The 21,963-nt window shown below is 37.7% G+C and carries 19 protein-coding genes and 1 pseudogene; 3 read left to right on the forward strand and 17 right to left on the reverse strand.

Features of this window, described 5'->3' with window-relative positions:
* Nucleotides 1–7: 7 nt before the first annotated feature.
* The 12 genes from ACN6MT_RS01585 to ACN6MT_RS01640 all read right to left on the reverse strand — a co-directional run bounded on the left by ACN6MT_RS01585 (nucleotide 8) and on the right by ACN6MT_RS01640 (nucleotide 15,876).
* Complete coding sequence (locus ACN6MT_RS01585; RefSeq protein ID WP_419954548.1) at nucleotides 8–3,073, reverse strand: glycoside hydrolase family 2 TIM barrel-domain containing protein; 3,066 nt, start codon at nucleotides 3,071–3,073, stop codon at nucleotides 8–10.
* A gap of 42 nt (nucleotides 3,074–3,115) precedes the next feature.
* On the reverse strand, nucleotides 3,116–3,940 hold the full coding sequence (locus ACN6MT_RS01590; RefSeq protein WP_419954549.1) for a carbohydrate ABC transporter permease: 825 nt from the start codon (nucleotides 3,938–3,940) through the stop codon (nucleotides 3,116–3,118).
* The gene (locus tag ACN6MT_RS01595; RefSeq protein ID WP_419954550.1) at nucleotides 3,933–4,862 is read right to left on the reverse strand and encodes a carbohydrate ABC transporter permease; all 930 of its coding nucleotides are present in this window, start codon (nucleotides 4,860–4,862) and stop codon (nucleotides 3,933–3,935) included. Before ACN6MT_RS01595 ends, ACN6MT_RS01590 begins: the two co-directional genes overlap by 8 nt.
* A 68-nt stretch (nucleotides 4,863–4,930) precedes the next feature.
* Nucleotides 4,931–6,220, reverse strand: coding sequence for an ABC transporter substrate-binding protein (locus tag ACN6MT_RS01600; RefSeq protein ID WP_419954551.1), 1,290 nt, complete (start codon nucleotides 6,218–6,220; stop codon nucleotides 4,931–4,933).
* 176 nt (nucleotides 6,221–6,396) lie between these two features.
* Nucleotides 6,397–8,190, reverse strand: a complete 1,794-nt coding sequence (locus tag ACN6MT_RS01605) for a cache domain-containing sensor histidine kinase (protein ID WP_419954552.1) — start codon at nucleotides 8,188–8,190, stop codon at nucleotides 6,397–6,399.
* On the reverse strand, nucleotides 8,187–9,731 hold the full coding sequence (locus ACN6MT_RS01610) for a response regulator (protein ID WP_419954553.1): 1,545 nt from the start codon (nucleotides 9,729–9,731) through the stop codon (nucleotides 8,187–8,189). Before ACN6MT_RS01610 ends, ACN6MT_RS01605 begins: the two co-directional genes overlap by 4 nt.
* A gap of 488 nt (nucleotides 9,732–10,219) precedes the next feature.
* Nucleotides 10,220–11,140, reverse strand: coding sequence for a ribose ABC transporter substrate-binding protein RbsB (gene rbsB / locus ACN6MT_RS01615; RefSeq protein WP_419954554.1), 921 nt, complete (start codon nucleotides 11,138–11,140; stop codon nucleotides 10,220–10,222).
* Between the two features lie 17 nt (nucleotides 11,141–11,157).
* Nucleotides 11,158–12,120, reverse strand: coding sequence for a ribose ABC transporter permease RbsC (gene rbsC, locus ACN6MT_RS01620; protein WP_419954555.1), 963 nt, complete (start codon nucleotides 12,118–12,120; stop codon nucleotides 11,158–11,160).
* A gap of 1 nt (nucleotide 12,121) precedes the next feature.
* Nucleotides 12,122–13,603 (reverse strand): sugar ABC transporter ATP-binding protein, encoded by a 1,482-nt coding sequence (locus tag ACN6MT_RS01625; protein ID WP_419954556.1) that lies wholly within the window; start codon nucleotides 13,601–13,603, stop codon nucleotides 12,122–12,124.
* A gap of 17 nt (nucleotides 13,604–13,620) precedes the next feature.
* Nucleotides 13,621–14,016, reverse strand: a complete 396-nt coding sequence (gene rbsD, locus ACN6MT_RS01630) for a D-ribose pyranase (RefSeq protein ID WP_419954557.1) — start codon at nucleotides 14,014–14,016, stop codon at nucleotides 13,621–13,623.
* Nucleotides 14,017–14,018: 2 nt separating this feature from the next.
* Nucleotides 14,019–14,897, reverse strand: a complete 879-nt coding sequence (rbsK, locus tag ACN6MT_RS01635; RefSeq protein WP_419954558.1) for a ribokinase — start codon at nucleotides 14,895–14,897, stop codon at nucleotides 14,019–14,021.
* Nucleotides 14,890–15,876: a LacI family DNA-binding transcriptional regulator gene (locus tag ACN6MT_RS01640; protein WP_419954559.1), complete on the reverse strand. Its 987-nt coding sequence runs from the start codon at nucleotides 15,874–15,876 to the stop codon at nucleotides 14,890–14,892. The genes rbsK and ACN6MT_RS01640 overlap by 8 nt, the downstream gene beginning before the upstream one ends.
* Nucleotides 15,877–16,115: 239 nt before the next feature.
* On the opposite strand from ACN6MT_RS01640, the gene ACN6MT_RS01645 reads away from it, so the two are divergent.
* Together ACN6MT_RS01645 and ACN6MT_RS01650 are read left to right on the forward strand one after the other, a co-directional pair.
* Nucleotides 16,116–16,670, forward strand: a complete 555-nt coding sequence (locus ACN6MT_RS01645) for a DUF6143 family protein (RefSeq protein ID WP_419954560.1) — start codon at nucleotides 16,116–16,118, stop codon at nucleotides 16,668–16,670.
* Nucleotides 16,648–17,202 carry a DUF6143 family protein gene (locus ACN6MT_RS01650; protein WP_419954561.1) on the forward strand — a complete coding sequence of 185 codons (555 nt, stop codon included), beginning with the start codon at nucleotides 16,648–16,650 and terminating at the stop codon, nucleotides 17,200–17,202. Before ACN6MT_RS01645 ends, ACN6MT_RS01650 begins: the two co-directional genes overlap by 23 nt.
* 135 nt (nucleotides 17,203–17,337) lie before the next feature.
* Here ACN6MT_RS01650 and ACN6MT_RS01655 read toward each other — a convergent pair whose 3' ends face one another.
* The 4 genes from ACN6MT_RS01655 to ACN6MT_RS01670 all read right to left on the reverse strand — a co-directional run bounded on the left by ACN6MT_RS01655 (nucleotide 17,338) and on the right by ACN6MT_RS01670 (nucleotide 19,838).
* Nucleotides 17,338–18,081, reverse strand: coding sequence for an amino acid ABC transporter ATP-binding protein (locus ACN6MT_RS01655; protein WP_419954562.1), 744 nt, complete (start codon nucleotides 18,079–18,081; stop codon nucleotides 17,338–17,340).
* A 12-nt stretch (nucleotides 18,082–18,093) separates the two neighbouring features.
* A complete protein-coding gene (locus ACN6MT_RS01660; RefSeq protein ID WP_419954563.1) occupies nucleotides 18,094–18,759 on the reverse strand; it encodes an amino acid ABC transporter permease in 666 nt (221 codons plus the stop codon).
* A gap of 35 nt (nucleotides 18,760–18,794) precedes the next feature.
* Complete coding sequence (locus ACN6MT_RS01665) at nucleotides 18,795–19,577, reverse strand: transporter substrate-binding domain-containing protein (protein ID WP_419954564.1); 783 nt, start codon at nucleotides 19,575–19,577, stop codon at nucleotides 18,795–18,797.
* Nucleotides 19,578–19,679: 102 nt separating this feature from the next.
* Complete coding sequence (locus ACN6MT_RS01670) at nucleotides 19,680–19,838, reverse strand: DUF1540 domain-containing protein (RefSeq protein WP_082799528.1); 159 nt, start codon at nucleotides 19,836–19,838, stop codon at nucleotides 19,680–19,682.
* Nucleotides 19,839–20,330: 492 nt separating this feature from the next.
* On the opposite strand from ACN6MT_RS01670, the pseudogene ACN6MT_RS01675 reads away from it, so the two are divergent.
* Nucleotides 20,331–20,542 (forward strand): annotated as a pseudogene (locus ACN6MT_RS01675) (helix-turn-helix transcriptional regulator); the annotation flags it as partial.
* 139 nt (nucleotides 20,543–20,681) lie between these two features.
* On the opposite strand, the gene ACN6MT_RS01680 reads toward ACN6MT_RS01675, so the two are convergent.
* On the reverse strand, nucleotides 20,682–21,950 hold the full coding sequence (locus tag ACN6MT_RS01680; RefSeq protein ID WP_419954565.1) for a mechanosensitive ion channel family protein: 1,269 nt from the start codon (nucleotides 21,948–21,950) through the stop codon (nucleotides 20,682–20,684).
* Nucleotides 21,951–21,963 lie beyond the last annotated feature (13 nt).

The raw sequence follows: 21,963 nt of genomic DNA on the forward strand, positions 1-21,963 counted from the left end.
TTGTACATTATTTAATTGGTTGAATCGTGAATTCAAATTCCATGTCTTCATTTGCGTTCACTAGATGTTCTGGGTAAACTGGCGCTCCCCAGCTATCATCACCGCCAACACCCATTTGTTTTCCCGCTACAGTAACAACTGTATAGTGGACGTTAGGAAGTTCGTAATGATGTGCCGCATTTTCTAATTCAAATGCTGTATACGGTGAAAAATTACATTCTACTGGACGAGAAGCAGAAGAAATCTTCATTCCATGTCCATCACTGTTTGTTAGGTTTACCCAGCGTACTCCAGTACGGTTGCCAGACTCTTGAGGTTTTACATATCCGGATAAATTGTCAGTAACCTTATTGGTAAACACGCCAAGTCTTGCCCCGGCTGCACGATCTGAATAATTCTCTTCAGGTCCCATTGCGTACCATTCTAATTGGTCGTAATCCGCAGAAACCTTGAATGAAAGTGCAAAAATCGGCATTTGCGGGAGGTTTTCAGCACCATGGTAAACGGATTTAACATGTACACTACCATCTGCTAATACTGCAAAAGTATTTTTCACTTCAATTTCTGAATGAATCGAAAACTTATAGGTAAACGTAACCTCTACTTTGTCTTTTTGCTCTTTTACATCCAACCCAACAGATTGCCGTGCCAGACTGGCTGCATACCAGCATCCTGAGGTAAACCCTTGAGAAAAACCTCTATCATTATCAGTCGTCGCCCGCCAAAATAATGGAAGTATCGGGGCTTCAATCATTTCTCTGTCGCCATATTTCATTGAAATCAGACTTTTGGCCTTTCTACAAAACATGATTGAAAAATCTGAACCATGAACACCAATGTTTTGCGTTCCATAGGCAACTCTTAGATTTCCACTAGGAAGCTGTGCAATTTTTTGGACATCCTCAAACACATATTGACCAAAGGCAATTTCATAACCAGCGTCAGCCCAAAGCTGTTCCTCTTTTAGTTTCATTGATGTGTGGATGACATATTCTCCAGCTTCATTTACTAATTCAGCCGGCCATTTAAATTCAACGCGACCTTCACTTTGCGGTAAAATCATCACTTGTTCCTGATTCCGATATAATTCTTTGCCCTCAAGGAATAGAATGTATTCCAAATCATAGGCAGATGTATCTTCAAATAAACTTTCATTACAAATGGTAACCCCATATTTATCAACGTTTAGCTTCATATTCTGATATAAATATTTTACTTCCTGCATTTTTGGTGACAACTCACGATTGGAATAGACAATCCCATTCGTACAGAATCCATAGTCTGAAGGACGGTCTCCAAAATCTCCACCATATGCAAAAAACTCTTGACCATAGCGGTCCTTCTTTACGAGCGATTGATCAATATAATCCCAAATAAATCCACCTTGATACATCGGATATTTAGTTTCAAATGCTGTGTATTTGTCCATGCCTCCAAGAGAATTCCCCATCGCATGCATATACTCACAGCTTATATAAGGCTTTTGTGGGTTATCATTCAAATATTCCTCAATATCTGCCGGCTTCGCATACATCCGGCTTTCCATATCACTAGTGTCGTTATAGTCACGATTATGGAATACACCCTCATAATGCACAAGACGGCTTGGGTCAACAGATTTGAAGTAACGGGAAACATTTAGGATTACCTCACCAGCATATGACTCATTACCACATGACCAAATTAATATAGATGGATGGTTCTTGTCTCTTTGGACCATAGAAACGGCCCGGTCTAAGACAATATTCTGCCATTCTGGTTTGTTTCCGGGAATATTCCGTGAAGGTTCAACCACTCCCATCCATTGCCATGTACCATGTGTTTCTAAATTCATTTCATCAATCACATAGATACCATATTCATCACATAACTCGTACCAATAACTTTGATTTGGATAATGAGAAGTACGAACTGCGTTGATATTGTTTTGTTTCAATGTTTTAATATCCCAAAGCATATCTTCTTTTGTAATCACACGGCCACTACGGCAATTGAATTCATGACGGTTTACACCTTTGAACACAATTCTTTCGCCATTTAGACGCATGATTTTATCAACAAGCTCAAACTTTCGGAACCCAACCTTTTGGGGAATGACCTCTACAAGCTCACCTGTAGCGTTAAAGATTTGGATATAGAGTTTATACAAATAAGGGTTTTCCGCACTCCAAAGTTTCGGAGCTTCCACTTTCATCGATACTGAACTATTTTCACCCGTAAGCTCGCTGGTTATTTTAGCTACAGTGTTCCCTTTACGATCATAAAGCTCTGCTGCTATTTTAGACCCTGCGGGAACGGTGGGCAGCAGCCTTAAATCTACTTTAAGCTCTCCATTCTCATAGGAAGAGTCAAGATCGGTATGGATGTGGATATCTTGTGCATGAATTTCAGGTACTGTATAGAGATAAACATCCCTAAAAATACCAGAAAATCTCCAAAAGTCTTGATCTTCAAGCCAACTGCCAGTACTTCGCTGGAATACCTCAACAGCGAGTTTATTCTCTCCTTCTGTTAAGAAAGGAGTTAAATCGAATTCAGCAGGTGTGAAGCTGTCTTCACTGTAACCAACGAATTCTCCATTTAACCAAACAAAGAAAGCGGACTCGACACCTTGAAAAGAAATATAAACAGGCTTGTTGTCCATATTCTCAGGTACATTAAAGACCTTCACATAGCTGCCAACTGGGTTAAAATCCGTTGGGATTTCCGGTGGCTGGACATCTCTATGCCCATCCCATGGATAGATGGTATTCACATATTGTGGAGTTCCATATCCTTGTAACTGAATATGTCCTGGGACTACAATATTCCCCCAAGCCGAGCAGTCAAAGTCACGCTCGTAAAAGCGCTCTGGTCTTGAGTCAGGGTTAATCGAATAATGAAATTTCCAATTTCCATTCAAATCATGACGCATTTTCATTGTAGAAGCTTTTTTTGCTTCCTCCATTGTTTCATAGTACACATGATCGGAATGTGCCGGAACCCTGTTAACGGCAAACATATTTAAATCTGTAAGCCAATCTATGGTAGGAGTTCGCACTTGTGTATTTTCATTGATTTGAGTATTTATCATGTTCCTACTCTTCCTTTCTATTCATCGTTCAAACGCTATAAATTATTTTACGGACCCCATCATCCCTGCTACGAAATGTCTTTGGAGCAAGAAGAAGATTAGTGCTGTTGGCAAAGTTGCGATCACAATGGTTGTCATAATAATCCCAAAGTCAGGTGAACTACTAGACCCAAGATTCGATATGAGCAATGGAATCGTATGGTTTTCAGGAGACTGCAGCACAACGAGTGGCCATAAATAGTTATTCCAGCTTGCCATAAATGTAATAATGGCAGCTGCTGCATAGGTTGTTTTCATTGTAGGTACAAATATACGGAAGAAAACACCAAGTTCTGTTAAGCCATCGATTCTTCCAGCTTCAAGCAGCTCTCTAGGAAACATCTTTGTATTTTGTCTGAAGAAAAAGATCAGAAAAGCCGTCGTAATGCTTGGTAACATTGCCGATGTTAATGTATCAATCCCAATCCCAGGTGCAATTTGCGAGATAGTTCCAAACATTCGGAATAACGGTATCATTAGCGCAGCAAAAGGAATCATCATCGAAACTAGCAAAATCGTAAATACAACATCTTTTGCTTTACTTCTATATATTTCAAAGCCGTAACCTGCAAGAGATGCGATAATTAGAGATAAAACAGTTGTTGCCATAGTAATGATTGCTGAATTTACTAAAGCAGGAACAAGGTCAACTGTATTCAAAAGATTTTGGAAATTTTCCGCCAAATGGGTTCCTGGTAATAATCTCCCTTTGGTAACATCAACGGATTTATTTGTTGCACTGACGATCATCCAGATAAATGGAAAGATAGAAATGATCGCGAAGATTGATAGAATACTATAAATGAATGTTCGTTTAATTTTATGCATTTTTATCACCTGCTACTTTAAACTGAATGATAGAAAAGATGACAATCATGATAACAATTGCATAGGAAACTGTCGCAGCATAACCAAAATCAGGAGTGTATTTGAATGATAGATTATAGATATATTGGGAAATGGTTAATGTTGCATTTCCTGGTCCACCCTTTGTTATATTCATAACTTCATCAAACAATTGAAGCGTACCGATGGTTGATGTAATCGATGTAAATAGGATGATTGGCTTCAGCATTGGAATTGTAATTTTAAAGAATTGTTGAAATGCATTTGCACCATCAATTTTAGCTGCTTCATAAATAGAGTTATCCACGTTTTGAAGAGCAGATAGATAGAAAATCATATTGTAGCCTGTCCAACGCCATGTGATCGCAATAATAATGGTTACTTTTGCCCAAAAAGGATCCGTTAACCATTGTATCGGCTCTGATATGAGTGAAAAATTTATGAGCATTTGGTTAATGATACCGTCGGAACCAAATAAATATTTGAATACGACGGAATACGCTACAAGTGATGTAATACATGGTAAAAATATCGCTGTTCGGAAAAATCCTTTCAGTTTCAATTTTTTATCATTTAACAAAACCGATATAAGCAATGCCAGAATAATCATGATTGGCACCTGGATGATGAGATAGGTGACTGTGTTTTTCACTGCAGCTATAAATGTCGGATCTGTAAATAACCGAATGTAATTATCGAAACCGACAAATTGTAGATTGGAACCTGCACCTGATTGAAAAGAAAGTATAAGTGCCTGTGCCATCGGATAGAAATAAAATAAACCAATCATTAACGTTGCGATTGTTATAAAAGACCAGCCGATCAGTCCATTTTTTAAACGAAGTTTGTTATTAGATTTTCTTGGTTTCTGCTGTATGGTTTGCTTCGTAGCTGCTTGCAGCAATTTTTTCAACTCCCTACTTAAATCTATATAAGAATAGCCTCGGAAGAGCGAGGCTAATTCTAGGTAAATTATTTAATTTGCGTTTCCGCTTGTTGTTGAGCTTCTTTTAAGACTTTATCAAGGTCTTGACCAGCAAGGTAATTCTGCATAGCAACAACTAATATATCCTCTATCGCATAGGTGTGCATACCGTAGTTTACTTGTGGAATTTCTTCAGCCCACTTTGAAAAATCTGATACAATTGACTGACCACCAAAGAATTCATCTTTTGTCTTATATGCTTCTCCCTCAGCCGCTGGGATATAAGTACCGATAGCACCGATATCAGTAACGAACTTTTGATATAAATCTACATTTGAACCAAAAGTCTTTGTTAAGAAATCGACTGCATTCTCTTTACCTGGAACATCTAGAACGTACCATGACGCACCGCCTAAGTTAGAGGCATTTACGGATTCCATCCCCGGAAGACTAGGATGTGGCACAACTGCCCATTTGCCTGATTGTGAAGCCTCCGCTTTTATGGAAGGAGTAATCCAGTTACCAGTCGTTACTGTTGCTACTTCGCCGCCATTAAATGTAGCTAAGAACTCATTCCAGTCAGAATGGAAGTTCATTAAATCATTATCAACTAGTTCCTTATAAATTTTAAAAGATAGTTTAAGAGCCTCATTATTTGCTAAATCTATCGTAGTACCATCTTCCTTCACATACCATTTACCTGCAGACTGAATCATTGTTCTGAGTATTCCTAAATCATTCGGGTCATAAGTTAGCAGTCGTTTACCAGTTGCTTCTTTTACTTTCTTTCCTATTTCAATGTATTCTTTCCAGTCGATGTTTTGTAAATCTTCAACTGTATAACCTGCTTCTGCTAAATAATCTGTTCTAACGTATAATCCAGTTGCCCCAGTATCAAATGGAAGTCCGTAGTTTTCGCCATCTACACTTGTTGCTTCCACCTTATATTGAACAAAATCTTTTGTTTCAAAAGATCCAGTTAATGGATGGAACATATCTGGATATGCTTGAAGGAAACTTTTGGCACGATAATCTTCAATTAACACAATATTAGGTAATCCCTTGGTAGTACCGGAACTTAATGACGTATTAAGTTTTTGAACAATGTCATCTTGTGCGTTTTCAATAATATTCACTTTAAGATCTGGATTCTCAGATGCATAAGCTTCTTTCGCTAATTCTAATGCCTTAATGTTAAAGTTTGGATCCCACGCCCAAACAGTAATTTCATTTGCATCCGCTGAGCCTTTCTCTGATTCAGTACCATTTGAAGACCCAGAAGAACACGCAGCCAACAAAAGCATACATACCATTATTAATGCTAATAGTTTCTTCACCTTTTAACCCCCTAAGATTATAAGTTATTATCTTGTAAGCGTTATCCATCTTACAATTACAATGTTATCATCACTTAGAGAGCACGAGTTAGGACGATATTTTTGTAAATTTGTGATATTTTTGTTTATTGAATGCGTTTCCATTAATTTACTTGTATTATTTTTTGTTTCTATGACTATTTTTCGTTTTGACCGAATGGAAGTGAAATTCGGACCTTCGTCCCTTCACCTATTTTACTTGAGATTGTAACACCATAAGCTTCACCATAAATCAACCGAATACGCTCATCGACGTTGCGAACACCTATCCCGCTAAATCTCTCCCTTTTGCGATTCGTATGCGGAAGTTTGTTATCTGCAGATACTTCCATTCCGTCACCATTATCCAATACCTCACATATAAGGGTTTCCCCTTCCTTCCATACGAGGACATTAATCGTCCCTCCCCTCTTTTGATTGAAACCATGAAAGAAGGAATTCTCAATAAAGGGTTGTAAAATTAGTTTAGGAATTTGAATACTGTTACACTCTGGCTCTATGAAATAATTTACTCTAATCCGTTCACCATAGCGTTTCTGATTTATTAAAGCATAGCTCTTTAAATTGTCTATTTCTTGCTTAACGGTAATCGTCTCACTAATATTACCGATTGTATTTTGTAATAAAGATATCAAGGCATTAACCATTTCAACGGCTTCTTCTTTTCCACCTTGCTGTACCATGAATTTGATTGAAGTTAACGTATTGTATAAGAAATGTGGATTGATTTGCTGCTGCAATACTGCTAATTCTGCGTTTCTTTTTTGTTTTTGGGTCAGTACAAGGGTATTCACATACTCATGAAGCTCATCAAGCATAGAGTTGAAGGCTTGACCAATTTGTCTTGTTTCGTACGTGCCTGTTTCTGGTATATATCGATCAAATTCATTCTTTGGGGTATTTTCAATTTGTTTCACTAGATTGGACAAAGAATTTGTAACCTTTCTTGAAGCAAAAAACACAATGATAATTGCTAGAAAGATGAATAGTAAACAGATAAGTACAATCGACTTTTTATCAATAATATTTTCAAAAGCAGCTTTCTTATCAATTAAATTTACTAAGTACAAATCGAAGGTAGGCAGATACTCTATCATGATCAGATGGTCTGTACCCTTAAAATCAGCATTCATATACTTCTTTTCTTGCTTCTCTAGCTGGACTGCATAATCCAAGAGTTCCACTTCTTTATTTCCAATCAACTCAGTACGATTACTCGATAAAATGGTACCAGACTGATTCATGACTAATACATCATTACCTAAGCTTGTATAGCTGTTATAAAATTTTCTAAAATCCCTTTCTTGAATCGTAAAGTACATCGTTCCATAAATATATTTTGAAGTTGGCTCCATAAAAGCCTTAGAAGCAACAATCATGCCACCCTGTGTTTGATCTTTTGTTTGTTCTAAATGAAATAACAGTTTTTTTGGATGTTTGAGTGTGTTTTTGGTAATGAAGTGATTCTGCAGCACTTTATCAGATTTTGCCCATGAAGGCCTTTCTGGTACTGCAAAACTAACCCCATTCATACCATAAATCACAATCTCAACATCATAAGCTTCTACACTTGTTTTAATATTGTCCATTTGTTTTTTTACATTATAATAATAGGTTCCCAGCATTCGGTTTGAGTGCGTACCGGAGAGGAAACCCTTAATTGTTCCGTTGTTCATCAAGTTATTTGAAGCAATCACAATCGAGTAATGAAATGTACCTAAACTTTCCTTGATCTGCTCCATAACCTTACTATTGTTAAAACTAAAACGATCAATAAAAAACTGCTCTGACATCCGGAATGTCGTCCAAGTGATAAGTGAGGAAATGGTAACAATAATTAGTACGGTGATAAGAAACATTTTACTAAATAGGCTGTTATGTCTAAATCGTTCAGGTTTTATTCTCATATGCATCCCATCTTTAACTTTCAAGTATGTTTTCTTCTAAATTTGCTAGGTGACATGCCATTCATCTTTTTAAATACTTTACAGAAATAGCTGTGATCTGAATAACCTACCATGCCGCTAATCTCTGAAATCGGTGCTGAGTCCTTAAGCAGGAGCTGTGAAGCCTTTTCAATTCGGACCTTATTCAAATACTCACTAAACCCCTCTTTATTATGTGTAGAAAAATAGTTAGACAAATAGGATGGATTAAAATGAAAATGTTCTGCTACATCGGCAAGGCTGAGTTGATCTGCATAATGGTCGTCGATATATTGCAAGAGTTTCTTCATATTCAAATTACTAGGGTGATTTCTCTCGGAATGTACGTATTTGTTCACTTCATCAATGAATTTATTTAAATGTTCTACTGTCTCCTTAGCTGAATTAGCCTCGTTAATTGCCCTAAAATACTCATACTTAGAACTCACTATTTCAGATACATCGTATTCCATGTTATTTAGAATGACAGTAATGGTAAAGATGATATTTTCAAAGAATGATTTAAATTCAAATACATCCGTTGTGTAACATTTTGAAAATATAGATACATATTCTTGCAAATAGCTGAAAGCTTCTTGGAAACGACTATGCTTACATTCTTTTGTGAACCATTCCATGTTAAAAGTTTCAATATCTGGTATTTCTCGTTGTAAATCGTATTCCTCTAGAAGAGGGATGTTTGAAAAGTAAAATCTATATTGCAGCAATTTTGTTACCTTTTCATTATAGATATATCCTATTTGTGATAGATCAGAGAATGGTTCTGTCAAGACAAAGCACGTGTCTGTATGGGTTTCCACAGCCCTTTTTGCGAAATCAAGGACCTCCTGGGACTTGTCTTTGTTTACATTTAGAATGATTACAGTTTCATTTTTATCAAAGGTAATGGCATGATAGTTTGCTTGACCTAGAGAAGTTTGATACTGCTGGGTGATACTTTCTTGTATTTTAGTGTGACCTTCTCTAGGGATATTTTCACTAAAAACTACACCTAATAAATGAAAGCTGTTATAGGGGAATACCCTCGCTAATAGCTCTGCTTCATAATCCGCCGCTTCAAACCCAGACATTAACTTTTCAATGACATGATTTACAGACATTCGCTCCTGCTGTTTTGTTTGATATATATCAGTAGTTGGTATTCTACTCACTGCTTTATTTAGCACTTCTAAAAGCGTACTTGCATCAAGCTTAGGCTTTAATATATAATCAACCACTCCACTTTGAAAGGTAGAACGAACGTAGTCAAATTCCCCAAAACTGCTGAGTATAATGATTTCAATTTCTGGATATTTTGATTTAATAATTCTTGTCAATTCTTCTCCATCCATAATAGGCATTACAATATCCGTTAAAACAATGTTTGGATGAGTTCGTTCAATTATTTCAAGTGCTTCCTTACCATTAGAGGCTTCACCTACTATCTGAAAGCCTTCTTGCTCCCAATTAAGGTAATGTTTTATGCCCTGTCTTATTAAAATTTCATCATCTACAATAACAATTTTACATAGTTCTTTCGTTGACATATGCTCACCTCTGAAGCTAATCATATTTACAAATATTCACACATTTATTATACACATCAAAACTTGGATTTCGCATATGTTCTACAAAGATGGCAGCGAATACCAAATATAGGTTATTATTTTCAAGTGAATTTCTTGTAAATAACCTATACAATTTTGTAAGAGATTTCTAAAAATGCCTTACCCTTTTGTCCTCGATATTTAAATATAGGGGGAGCGAGGCTAATGAAATTTTACTAATATAAAATTGGGAGATATTAAAGGTTTCTTCGAAATTCACAGTAGTTGTCTATACAAAATTGTTTAGCAGTAAAGAAGGAAATTTTTCGAAAGGGGAATTAGTGCTTTGAGGCATGGTTCTTTTTTAGCAAAAATTTTAAAGTTTAATAATTTTATCTATTAAAAAGGTTGGACTAGAAATCAAGAGGATTTCTAGTCCAATAAATAACTTACAAAGAGTTGGTTACATTTTAAGATCCTAGAGTGCCTTATTTATCTTTGGATACTAATTTTAGTGGGGCTCCTATCATCTTCTTTACCTTTTTCCCCTGCAAAATGTCGCTTGCCGCTTCAATCGCAAGCTTACCGATTAACTCTGGCTGTTGAGCCACTGTCGCTTCCATATTTCCTGATTCTATCGCATTTAAGGCATCGTCATTCCCATCAAATCCAATGACGATAATTTCCTTACCAGAGCTATTAATTGCCTCAATAGCGCCCAATGCCATTTCATCATTATGAGCAAATACCGCTTTAATATCAGGATTGGCCTGCAGAAGGTTTTCCATAACGGTTAGTCCTTTTGTACGATCAAAATCAGCTGCTTGTTTAGCTGTTACATTCAACTTTTGATCTGCTACGTTATGGAATCCCTGACCTCTTTCACGTGTGGCGGATGCCCCGGGAACTCCCTCTAATTCTATCACTTGTGTATTTTCACCAAGCTTTTCAATAATATAATTTGCAGCCATTTCTCCGCCCTTGATATTATCGGAAGCTACTAATGCTTCTACTTTTCCTTTATCTGCTGAACGGTCCAACGTAACTACTGGTATGCCAATATTATTTGCTGATTGAACAGCCGTTGAAATGGCAGCGGAATCAGTCGGATTAATAAGCAGAGCATCCACACCTTGCTGAATGAGATCCTCTACGTCATTTACTTGTTTTGCCGAGTCATTTTGTGCATCTACGATAATAACTTGCATACCCATTGCTTTTGCTTCTTTCACCACTCCATCCTTTAAAGAAACAAAAAACGGGTTATTTAATGTAGATACTGATAAACCAATTTTAATATCTTCTAAACTTTCTTTTTTATCCGGTTTTGCCCATTCAGGCGGCTGCATAGAACAAGCACTTAGGAGCAAAAGTGTTAGTGTTAGACATAAAGCTAATAATTTTTTCATCAAGATCTCTCCTTATGCTACTTTTTACGGTCAAGCAATACTGCAATTAGTATAACGATCCCCTTGACCACCATTTGATAGAAAGATGATACTCCAAGAAGATTCAGGCCGTTATTTAAGGTACCGATGATTAAAGCACCGATTAATGTTCCAAAAATTCTTCCTTTCCCTCCTGATAAGCTTGTCCCTCCTAATACAACTGCTGCAATCGCATCAAGTTCATATGAAGTACCTGCTGTAGGCTGTGCAGAATTTAAACGAGATGTTAGGATTGCTCCTGCCAGAGCTGCAAGCATTCCGGAAAGACTATAAATCATGACTTTTACTTTTGGTACTTTAATCCCTGAAATTAATGCAGCTTTTTCATTTCCACCAATCGCATATGTTTTGCGGCCGAATGGAGTTTTATGAAGAATAATGAATAAGACAACAAATGTAAGAATCATCGTAACTGCTGGAACAGGTATTCCTAGAAAATAACCACGGCCAAATAATTGAAATAAGTAATTATCACCAAGACCCGTAATCGGGTTTCCACCAGTATAAACAAGTGTTAATCCTCTAAAGATTGTCATGGTTGCTAGAGTTGCGATAAACGGAGCCATTTTTCCCTTGGTAATGAACAATCCGTTTACCATTCCCATCAAGCCGCCTAGAATACATCCAATTAGTATTGCAAGAATCGGGTCTATACCAGATACCATCATTCCTGCTGTTAACGCGCTTGATAATGCAAGAATAGCCCCAACAGATAAATCGATTCCACCCGTTAAAATAACAAATGTCATACCAAATGCAATAAGTGCATTAATCGCAACCTGTCTTAATAAATTTAATATATTCAAGGGTTCGAGAAAACTAGGATTTAATATCGATACAATAACAATCAATATAATCAAACCAAGTAAGGGTCCTAACTTTTGAGTGATGGCATTCATCATATTTGTCTTAGGTTTTGTCACTGCATTAATGGAATTCATCTCACTGACCTCCTGTTGCCAATGTCATAATTTTTTCTTGGGTAGCAGCCTCTTTCGATAACTCACCATTTATTTTTCCTTCATGAACGACGAGGATTCGATCACTCATACCAAGGACCTCAGGCAATTCTGAAGATACCATGATGATGGCTACACCCCGATCTGTTAATTCATTCATTAGATCATAAATTTCTCTCTTCGCTCCAACATCTACTCCTCTAGTCGGCTCATCTAAAATAAGTAATTTCGGCCCGATTCCGACCCACTTGGCAATGACCACTTTCTGCTGATTTCCCCCCGATAGCTTTCCAACCGCAATATCTGGGGATTCCGTTTTTACTGTCAAGCGTTTGATTAACATAGTCACAAAGTCTGTCTCACTTTTTTCATTGATGATCCCTTTGGGAGCGAAGCTATAGAGTGTTGGCAGTACCATATTATCTCTTATAGAAAAATCTAGAATTAACCCTTCATCTTTGCGATCCTCTGTAATGAATCCGATTCCTGCTTTGACAGCCTGGTCCGGTGTTTTGATTGTCACTTTTTTTCCTTCCAACCAAATTTCACCGTGATCAAACCCATCTAGACCAAAAATCGCCCTCATGATTTCTGTCCTTCCGGCTCCCATCAAACCTGAAACCCCGACTATTTCGCCAGCACGTACAGAAAAATTGACATCTTCAAATTGTCCTTTTTTTGTCAGCCCCTTAACCTGAAGAACGGTTTCACCAAGGTTAGGATTTCGGTTAGGAAAGCGGTCAGTTAATTCCCTGCCAACCATTTTCCTGACGACTTCATCAAAATTTGTTTCCGGAATCGCCTTCGTGTCAACGGTTTTCCCATCACGCATGACGGTAATCCTGTCACAGATGGCAAAAATCTCCTCCATCCGATGTGAAATATAGACAATTGATACTCCTGCCTTTTTTAAAGAAGAAATAACATCAAAGAGTTGGCTGATTTCCCTTTCTGTTAATGCAGCAGTAGGTTCATCCATAATAATTACTTTTGCTTCTGTCATTAAAGCTTTTGCAATCTCAATCATTTGCTGCTCCCCGACAGAGCAATACCCCGCCTCTTTATCTAACGGTATCGATACTGCTAATCTATCAAACTGTTTTTTTGCCAGCGCTTTCATTTCAGATATTTTTAAAAGCCCAAAAAAATTCTTTAGTTCCTTGCCAATAAATAAGTTCTCTAAAACAGTCATATCAGGCCATATATTTAATTCTTGGTGTATAAAGGTTATTCCACATTGCTCCGCTTCTTTTGGGTTCTTAAAATAAGTTTCCTTTCCATCAATTGTGATGGTCCCCTTATCTCGAGCATGAAGACCAGTAAGTACGTTCATCATCGTTGATTTCCCCGCACCATTCTCCCCCATTAGGGCATGCACTTCGCCATCTAATAACTCAAAATCAACACCTGTTAAAACTTGATTGGCTCCAAATGCTTTATAGATGTTTTCCATCGTAATACGCATATTTATCACCTCATCTTTTAGAAAAATACTCCAGATTGTAAAATACAGTTTGCATATGGTGTAATTTCACCTGTACGAATTACTGCTTTAGCCTGTTTTGTTAATTGTTTAAACTCCTCATGGGATACGTGTTCAATTTCCTTATCAGCGAATTTACCTTTTAAATAGGCTGCATGTTTAGGATTTCCTTCTTCTATTTCAGTGGCCATCGTGACTTTTTCAATCACCATATCCTCTTCAATGGCATTGACTACATCTATAAATAAAGGCATGCCTGGTTTAATTGCTAAATCAATCTTTTTAATCCCTTCTGGAATGGGCAAACCTGCATCTGCTATCACAATATAATCAGTATGACCAAGGTCAGATAATACCTTCGATATATCGCTGTTTAATATTCCATAACGTTTCACTTCTATAAACTCCCTTCTACTTCTTCTCTTGTTGGCATACCACCCTGTGCGCCGAATTTTGTTACAGATAATGATGCAGCGCGATTTGCAAAACGAATGCTATCTTTTATGCTTTTACCCTCCGCTACGGCAACTGCGAATGCCGCATTAAATGTGTCGCCTGCACCAGTTGTATCAACTGCTTCAACCACATAAGCAGGGACAAGCACCTCATTCTCACCATCATAATAGCGGACTCCATTTTTACCTTCTGTAATCAATAGTTTATTTGGATACTCTTTTAAAGCTTCATGGATGTCCTTGTTCTCGAAAAGAACCGAAGCTTCCCATTCATTTGGTGAAATATATGTTGCCTTTTCAATCACAGTTTTACTAATAGGTCTTGCGGGTGCTGGATTTAGCAGTAAAGGTACATCATTTGCAAAGCAAATTTCTGCTACATATTCAACTGTTTCCTCAGGAATCTCCTGTTGAATTAATACGATATCTGATTCAAGTATTACCACTGATGCTTTTTCAACAAAGTCAGGGGTGACATCATTATTAGCACCTTTAACCACAATAATGCTGTTATCGCCCTCTGCAAGAGTAATATGTGCTGTTCCGGTCTCAGTATGTGTAACCGGTTTCACATAGGTGGTAACAACCCCATTAGAAATGAAATTGTTAACGATTTCTTCACCAAACCCATCACTTCCTACACATCCCACCATGTACACTTCAGCACCTAGCCTGGCAGCTGCGACAGCCTGGTTAGCACCTTTGCCGCCAGGAACTGTCTTAAAGCTCTCCCCAATTATCGTTTCTCCTTTATTTGGCCGTTTTGAAGCGGTTACAACCAAATCCATTGAAGAGCTGCCAATTATCGTCATTTTAACCATTTTCCTCAACCTTTCTTGTCGTCTGCCTCTCAATAAATGTAACAGGCAATCGGATATTCTTTTGTTCTAACGGTTGTTTTTCAATAATTTTAATTAATAATTTTGCTGCTTCCCTTCCCATATCATAGGCTGGCTGCCTAATGGTTGAAAGCGGCGGAAATAGAAGTTTGCTAAGTGGTATATCATCATACCCGATTATTTGTAAATCATCTGGAATGGATCTTCCTATTCGTAGCGCCTCATGTAATATCGCGGCTGCACTAAGATCGTTGCTGGCAATGACCCCATCTGTATCTGGAAAATTCTCAAATAATGTTTTTGCCACTTTTTCTGCATCATGAAAACTAAATGACGACCTAATAACTTGAAAATCCACGTTAGCATTACACAGCTCTTCTACAGCACCTTTGAATCTGTCTTGCGCTGTCCTTACTTCAATAGGTCCTCGGAGTAACGCAATTCGCTTACTTCCCCTTTTGATTATTTCACGTGCTGCTTTTCTTCCCCCATCCAATCCATCTGCATAAACAGAAGGATGATTATTTGTGATCCGGTCTAGAAATACGACAGGAATAGATAGGTTGTCATAAAGTTCTGTTTCAGCTTGATTTCTTGTCGAAATAATCCCTATTACATTATTTTGTTTAAACGTCTGAATATAATCTATTTCTTTTTGAGGTTTCTCATCAGCATTTCCAATAATTAAATGGAGTCCTTGTTCCTGTATTTCATCCTCTACTCCACGAGCAAGCTCAGGAAAGAAGGGATTTCGGATATCGGGCAGCAATAATCCAATTAATCTAGACTTTTTCTTAAAAAGAGATCTCGCCACTTCATTTGGTTTATAGTTTAATTCTTTAATGGCATCGTTCACTAGCTTCTTTGTATCTTCATGTGAATAACCTTTATTGTTTAATACTCTCGAAACGGTCGCCACAGATACTCCAGCTTTTTTGGCAACATCGCGTATGGTAACCATTGATTCACCTCTTATGTGTAACCGGTTACACATATAGTAACATACTCCTTTTTTTGACGCAACATTTGATTTAAGAATATATTTTGTTAAGTAAGGAATGAACTAGCTCTCTCCCATACGACATGGTCTTAATGTAACTTAACGATAAAGAATAAAAAAAATTCACGCAATCTTTCTGAACAACTGCCTATACTGTGCCATATTATATAATCTCATAATGCACAGTTAGGAGTATTAGTATGCCAAAAGAAACGAATAAACAGCCTATTGAAGTGGTAAATATAACCAGCCCAACCTTAAACTCAAGGCTTGGCAGATATTTTATAGGCAAAACAGAATTACTGAATTTCGGCGGTGGATATTATGCCTGGGGCGGAATAGTAAACCCTATTAATTCCGGAGTCAATCTATATATCGATATTTTTACTATAACAAACTTTTCAACTCAAAATTTTATCAGTGAAGTATGGTTAAATGCCAATCCGCCTAAAAAAGCAGTTGCCTCCTTCAATGTAACTCCAACAAATCAGTCTATCTCACCACCTCCGATACCTAGAGCGATAATGACATATGCTGATTATTCCACTGAGCCCATGACTAAAGGTGTGAATATTTTTGATAGAATTGTTACTCCAAATTCAACTCTTGTAAGCGATTCACACAATGGCTCGATCATTATTGGTCCAGGAGGCTCTTTCTCAATAATTCTAAGGCCTCCTGGATATCAATACATCAAAGGGACAATCGTTGTGACCTGGTGGGAGGAAAAAAATGAATTATCAGTTCAAGCATGATTATGATCATGTAAAACACCCTAATGAGGTTACCGTTTTGCCTGAAAATGTATATCATTCCTATCTTGGTGAGTACTTTCTTGGTCAAACTGAAATCATATCCTTAGGAGGCGGTTACAATGGATGGGGCGGGTTAATCAACCCAGCTGACTCCAAAGTGAATATATTTTTGAATGCCTATACCATTAGCAACTATTCCAATGAGCCATTAACCGCTGAAGCTTGGTTAAGCAGCATACCTCCCGGAATAGGAAAAACATCTCCTTATTTTGCTGCCGGGAACCAAGCCATGATTCCGCCGCCAAACCCCAAGGGTGAAATTAAAAATGCCAGCTTCGTAACAGGAAAACCCAGAGGTGGTACCTATGCCTTTGTAAGAAGGGTTGAACCGCTTGTAACCCTTACAAAACATGATTTTCAAGGTATGTTTATCATCCCTCCAGGAAGTTCCTTTTCCTTATATTTTTTGTCCCCGGGAAAGAGTCAGGTAAATGCAAGAATCGCCTTTGGCTGGTGGGAGGAAAAAGTGTAAAGGATTGTTAGGTTGCAGGTAAATTTATCGTAAAGCCAAAAATACCAAGTTTTTTTAAAACTGGTATTTTTGGTTCTTACTATTCTTTTATTCATTTCATTAAGCTTCAATTATCACTGTCGAGCTTAAGCTTTGTTATTTTAGCATGGTTGCTTGGAGGAATTCTTGTGTACGCTGCTCTTTTGGATGATCAAAGAATTCATTTGGCCGATTTCTTTCAATAATTCGACCATCGTCCATGAAGACAATCCAATCAGCCACCTCACGAGCGAAGCCCATTTCATGGGTTACCACTACCATGGTCATTCCTTCATCGGCTAACTCCTTCATGGTTGCTAATACCTCACCTACAAGCTGTGGATCAAGGGCAGATGTCGGTTCATCAAAAAGCATGATATCCGGCTTCATGGCCAGCGACCTGGCAATTGCCACACGCTGCTTTTGACCGCCTGACAATTTGCTAGGATAAACATTCGCCTTATCAAGAAGACCCACCTTTTGGAGCAGCTCCTTGGCTTCGGCAATGGCCTGGTCTTTAGGAATTTTCTTTACCATGGTGGGTGCTTCAATGACATTTTCAAGGACGGTTTTATGGGGGAATAGATTAAAGTGCTGAAAAACCATCCCCACCGTTTGGCGGACATTGTTAATATTGTGGGTTTCTGGGCTAATTTCTTTCCCGCGGATTGAAATTCTCCCACCCTGTCTTTTTTCTAAAAAGTTAAGGCAGCGCAGCAGAGTACTTTTACCAGAACCAGATGCTCCCACCAAGCAGACAACTTCACTTTCATACACGGACATATTTATATCTTTTAATACATGTAAACTGCCATAAGATTTATGTAAGTTTTCAATTTTTATCATTTCTCGTTCATTCACTTTGTCTTCCTCCTATCGATCACTAACTGCCAATCTCTTTTCGAACCAACTCACCAGCATTGTTAATACTGCAACAAGTACTAGATAATAAACGGCTACTATTAACAAGTAGGTCATTTCATCGAAATTATTGGAACCCAGTGTTGTTGAAACATTGAACAGCTCATTCATGGAAATAAAGGCTGCCAGAGATGAATCCTTAAGTCCAATAATAAATTGGTTTCCAAGGGGAGGCAGTGCCCTCTTGAAAGCCTGCGGTAGAATAATACGGCGCATCGCTAGTATTCTGGTCATACCGAGAGAGCGTGCCGCTTCCATTTGTCCTTTATCAATGGACTGAATCGTTCCGCGAAAAATTTCCGCAATATACGCACCGTTATGGAAGGCGAGCGCAAGAGCGGCTGCCCAAAAATCAGGAATGAGGAAAATTCCACTGAAGCCAAAATACAGAATGAAAATCTGGACAATAAGTGGTGTTCCCCTTACAAGGAATACATACGCATTTGAAATATACTCCAATACTTTGATCCTTGAAATTTTTAAAAGAGCAAAAAATAATCCGAATAAGATCCCAATTAAAATAGAGACAACCGTAAGTTTTAACGTTAACAACGCTGCATCTATGAATAGGTCTTTACTGCTGATAAACGTATGTAAAAAATGCGAAAAACTAGGCAAAATAACGACATCCTTTCTTTCTAACTATTAATCTATTATTCAGGCTTTTTCGTAATATCCTCCCCGAAATACTTTTGACTGATTCGGGATAGTGTTCCATCGTTATGGAGTTTTTCAAGCGCTTCATTAACCCGCTTGAGCAGGTGTGGATTATCCTTCGGAATAACAATAGCTTGTTCACTCCGCTCGATTAACTGCTGCCCCTGAATTTTGAACCCTTCCTTTTTTGCACTTTTACCAGTGACAAAATCGGTTATAACCGCGTCATGCCGGCCAATACTTAGCGCTTTTAATGCGGTAATATCACTGTCATACATTTTAATATTGCTGGTATACTTTTTGGCTGTCTCCGCATAGGTGGAGCCCTTTGCCACGGCAACTTCTTTTCCTTTTAAGTCATCTACTGTTTTAATCTCGCTGTCAGGTCTTGTGAAGATCTGTGGACCTGAGTAATAGTAGGGTGTAGAAAAATCAACTTGTTTGGCGCGCTCAGGGTTAATGGTGTGGCTGGCAACGGCTGCGTCAGCCCGTCCCGTTTTAATACCCTCGATGAGTCCTTTGAATTTCATCCTCTTCTGGACTGGTTCAAGACCCAGTTCTTTTCCGACTGCGTTCCCTACCTCAATATCGAAACCAGTCATCGATAAATCATCATTGCTAACGTAGCTAAAGGGCTTAAATTCTCCTGAGGCTGCATAAATAAATTTCTGTTTATCTATCAGCTTTGTTCCATCAGCCAGCTGGTCCTTTTGGATACAGCCAGTCAGCATCCCCATCAGAAACAAGCACGATAGAATCATTATGTATCGTTTTTCCATGCTTGATTTTCTCCTCTCTCATTCAAGCTATACCGTTACTTTTCCAGCATTTTGAAAAGGACTGCCCTTCTGCTTCAGAAGCAGAAGGGCAGTCCCCATGTTTCATTCACGAAGCTCAAAAGTTTTGCAAGCTGTTTCTTCCACAGTATCAGCCTCTCTGCTGCCGTGTGGACCTATAACATAAATGGAGTCCGCTACACATTGGTCGCCATCAGCCCAATATTTGCAGTTTTCAACATTACATTTCACTTCCAGTTTCATAATGTGCCACCCCCTCTAATAGGTTTTCTCTTTTAATACCCCCTTCAAAGTTGGTTGAAACAAGATTTTTCTACTAATCTTTGCCCCTGCCCAAGTAGCCTATCTATTTAGAATCCTTTATTCTTTAAAAAAATTGGAATTCCCCATAGGGATTTCTGAAATAATTTTTAATAAAAAGGCTCTGTTAAAAATTGAATATTGATTTCACTGTGTTTGGAAAATAAGCGGAGTATTTCCGTTTAAATAGGGAAATACCCATATTTCCTTTAAAACAGGCGGAGTTTTTCCGCTTAATGTATCCAAATCCTCGGATTTTGTCTTATTTAAAGCAGTTAATCGGAATATCTCCGCTTATAACTGCTCCAAAGGTCCCTCTATAGATAATAGCCGGAAATTCTCCGCCTATGGATTCTCACCCCTGGTACGAAAATCAACAATGAAAAATAACAGAGCCAATAAAAAAATGTAATTTAGGAATTCCTCCATTCTTGATGTTGCCGCTATTTCAAGCGATTTTTAAAATGTACACCATTAAATTATGTTTTAGATTACCGTATTCAACAGAGCTTATATCTACTGCAGCAAGGTGATTCTACTATTACCGAAGTTGCTTATCATGTTGGTTTTAATAGTACAAGCTATTTTATTAATAAATCAGAGATTGTATAAACATGACTCCTTTGGCGTACAAAAAAATAAAATGAATAATGGCGAAGTTAGTGTTCTTAATGAGGTGAATTACTAGGTGATACGAAGAAGGTTTACAAAAGTTGATATTTTAAGCTCTTTATTATAAAAAAAACGACTGTGTTAAACAGTCGCTTTTTTCGATGATTTAGTTTTTCAATAGCTTCTTTCACCAATTAAGTCTTTGTTGCTTGATTGTTCTACCATATTTCTTAAATCAGCCCCAGATGGATTCTGGAATACTCTTAGTCCAAACTCTGGTGCAACGGCAAATAGATGGTCAAAAATATCGGATTGCACAGATTCATAAACTGCCCACTGTACATCATTGGTAAATGCATAAATTTCTAGAGGCAATCCGAATTCATTATGTGCTAGCTGTCTCACTATTATGGTCATATTCTGATTGATTCCAGGATGATTTTTGAGGTAATTGCTGATATATGCCCTAAATACACCGATATTGGTTAGGGCTCTTCCATTCACGCGAATGTTCCTGTCTATTTCATTTTTGGCATTGTATTCAGCAATTTCCCTTTCCTTATGAATAATGTAGTCTGATAGGTACTGGACCTTTATAAATTTGTCAATCATATCCTCTGTGCAAAACATAATACTGCTTGTATCTATATACAATCCGCGTTTGATACGTCTTCCACCTGAGCCTTGCATCCCCCTCCAGTTCTTAAAGGAATCGGAAATAAGGGCATAGCTGGGTATCATCGTAATCGTTTTGTCCCCATTTTGAACCTTTACGGTATTTAAAGAAATATCAATAACATCTCCATCTGCCCCATACTTTGGCATTTCAATCCAGTCACCAACCCGGACCATATCATTGGCCGTCAACTGAATTCCTGCCACTAGTCCTAATAACGAATCTTTAAATACTAACATCAAGACGGCCGAGAGAGCCCCAATTCCACTTAATAAAAGTAGAGGACTCTTGCCTATTAAATTCGAGATCAATAAGATAAATCCGATAGTCATGAAAATAATGTTAATCACCTGAATATATCCTTTTATAGGCTTAACCTTGGATATTTCAAAGGTTTGATAAATATCATTAAATGCATTTAGTAAGCTTTGAAGAAACACTAAACCGACAATAATGATATAGGCAATCGCCAATTTTTCAATAATTGATTGATAGGCCGGAAAGGTTGAAGAAAACGAATAAATAATGATCGCAGGAACAATATGGGATAACTTTCGAAAAACCTGTCTATCCAAAATGATTTTACCCCACTTGACTTTGGAGTTTATCACGATATGAGTAATGACCCTGATCACGATTTTCTTTGAAATAAAATTTGCTGCGATACAGATAAGCCCTATTAGTAGAATTTTGATGATAATTGAAAGATATTCTACTAACCTAGGATCTAGTTCCATATCCAGAAGTAGATTATTAATGAATTGCATTTTTGTATTCCTC

The organism is Neobacillus niacini, assembly GCF_048572935.1.
Classification (GTDB): Bacteria; Bacillota; Bacilli; order Bacillales; family Cytobacillaceae; genus Neobacillus; species Neobacillus niacini.

Excerpts from the sequence above, each read along its gene's own strand:
- ACN6MT_RS01680 (WP_419954565.1), bottom strand. The coding sequence starts at position 21,950 with ATGCAATTCATTAATAATCTACTTCTGGATATGGAACTAGATCCTAGG.
- ACN6MT_RS01645 (WP_419954560.1), top strand. The coding sequence starts at position 16,116 with ATGCCAAAAGAAACGAATAAACAGCCTATTGAAGTGGTAAATATAACC.
- ACN6MT_RS01650 (WP_419954561.1), top strand. The coding sequence starts at position 16,648 with ATGAATTATCAGTTCAAGCATGATTATGATCATGTAAAACACCCTAAT.
- ACN6MT_RS01670 (WP_082799528.1), bottom strand. The coding sequence starts at position 19,838 with ATGAAACTGGAAGTGAAATGTAATGTTGAAAACTGCAAATATTGGGCT.
- ACN6MT_RS01610 (WP_419954553.1), bottom strand. The coding sequence starts at position 9,731 with ATGTCAACGAAAGAACTATGTAAAATTGTTATTGTAGATGATGAAATT.
- ACN6MT_RS01585 (WP_419954548.1), bottom strand. The coding sequence starts at position 3,073 with ATGATAAATACTCAAATCAATGAAAATACACAAGTGCGAACTCCTACC.
- rbsK (WP_419954558.1), bottom strand. The coding sequence starts at position 14,897 with ATGGTTAAAATGACGATAATTGGCAGCTCTTCAATGGATTTGGTTGTA.
- ACN6MT_RS01640 (WP_419954559.1), bottom strand. The coding sequence starts at position 15,876 with ATGGTTACCATACGCGATGTTGCCAAAAAAGCTGGAGTATCTGTGGCG.
- ACN6MT_RS01665 (WP_419954564.1), bottom strand. The coding sequence starts at position 19,577 with ATGGAAAAACGATACATAATGATTCTATCGTGCTTGTTTCTGATGGGG.
- ACN6MT_RS01625 (WP_419954556.1), bottom strand. The coding sequence starts at position 13,603 with ATGCGTATTACGATGGAAAACATCTATAAAGCATTTGGAGCCAATCAA.
- rbsC (WP_419954555.1), bottom strand. The coding sequence starts at position 12,120 with ATGAATTCCATTAATGCAGTGACAAAACCTAAGACAAATATGATGAAT.
- rbsB (WP_419954554.1), bottom strand. The coding sequence starts at position 11,140 with ATGAAAAAATTATTAGCTTTATGTCTAACACTAACACTTTTGCTCCTA.
- ACN6MT_RS01590 (WP_419954549.1), bottom strand. The coding sequence starts at position 3,940 with ATGCATAAAATTAAACGAACATTCATTTATAGTATTCTATCAATCTTC.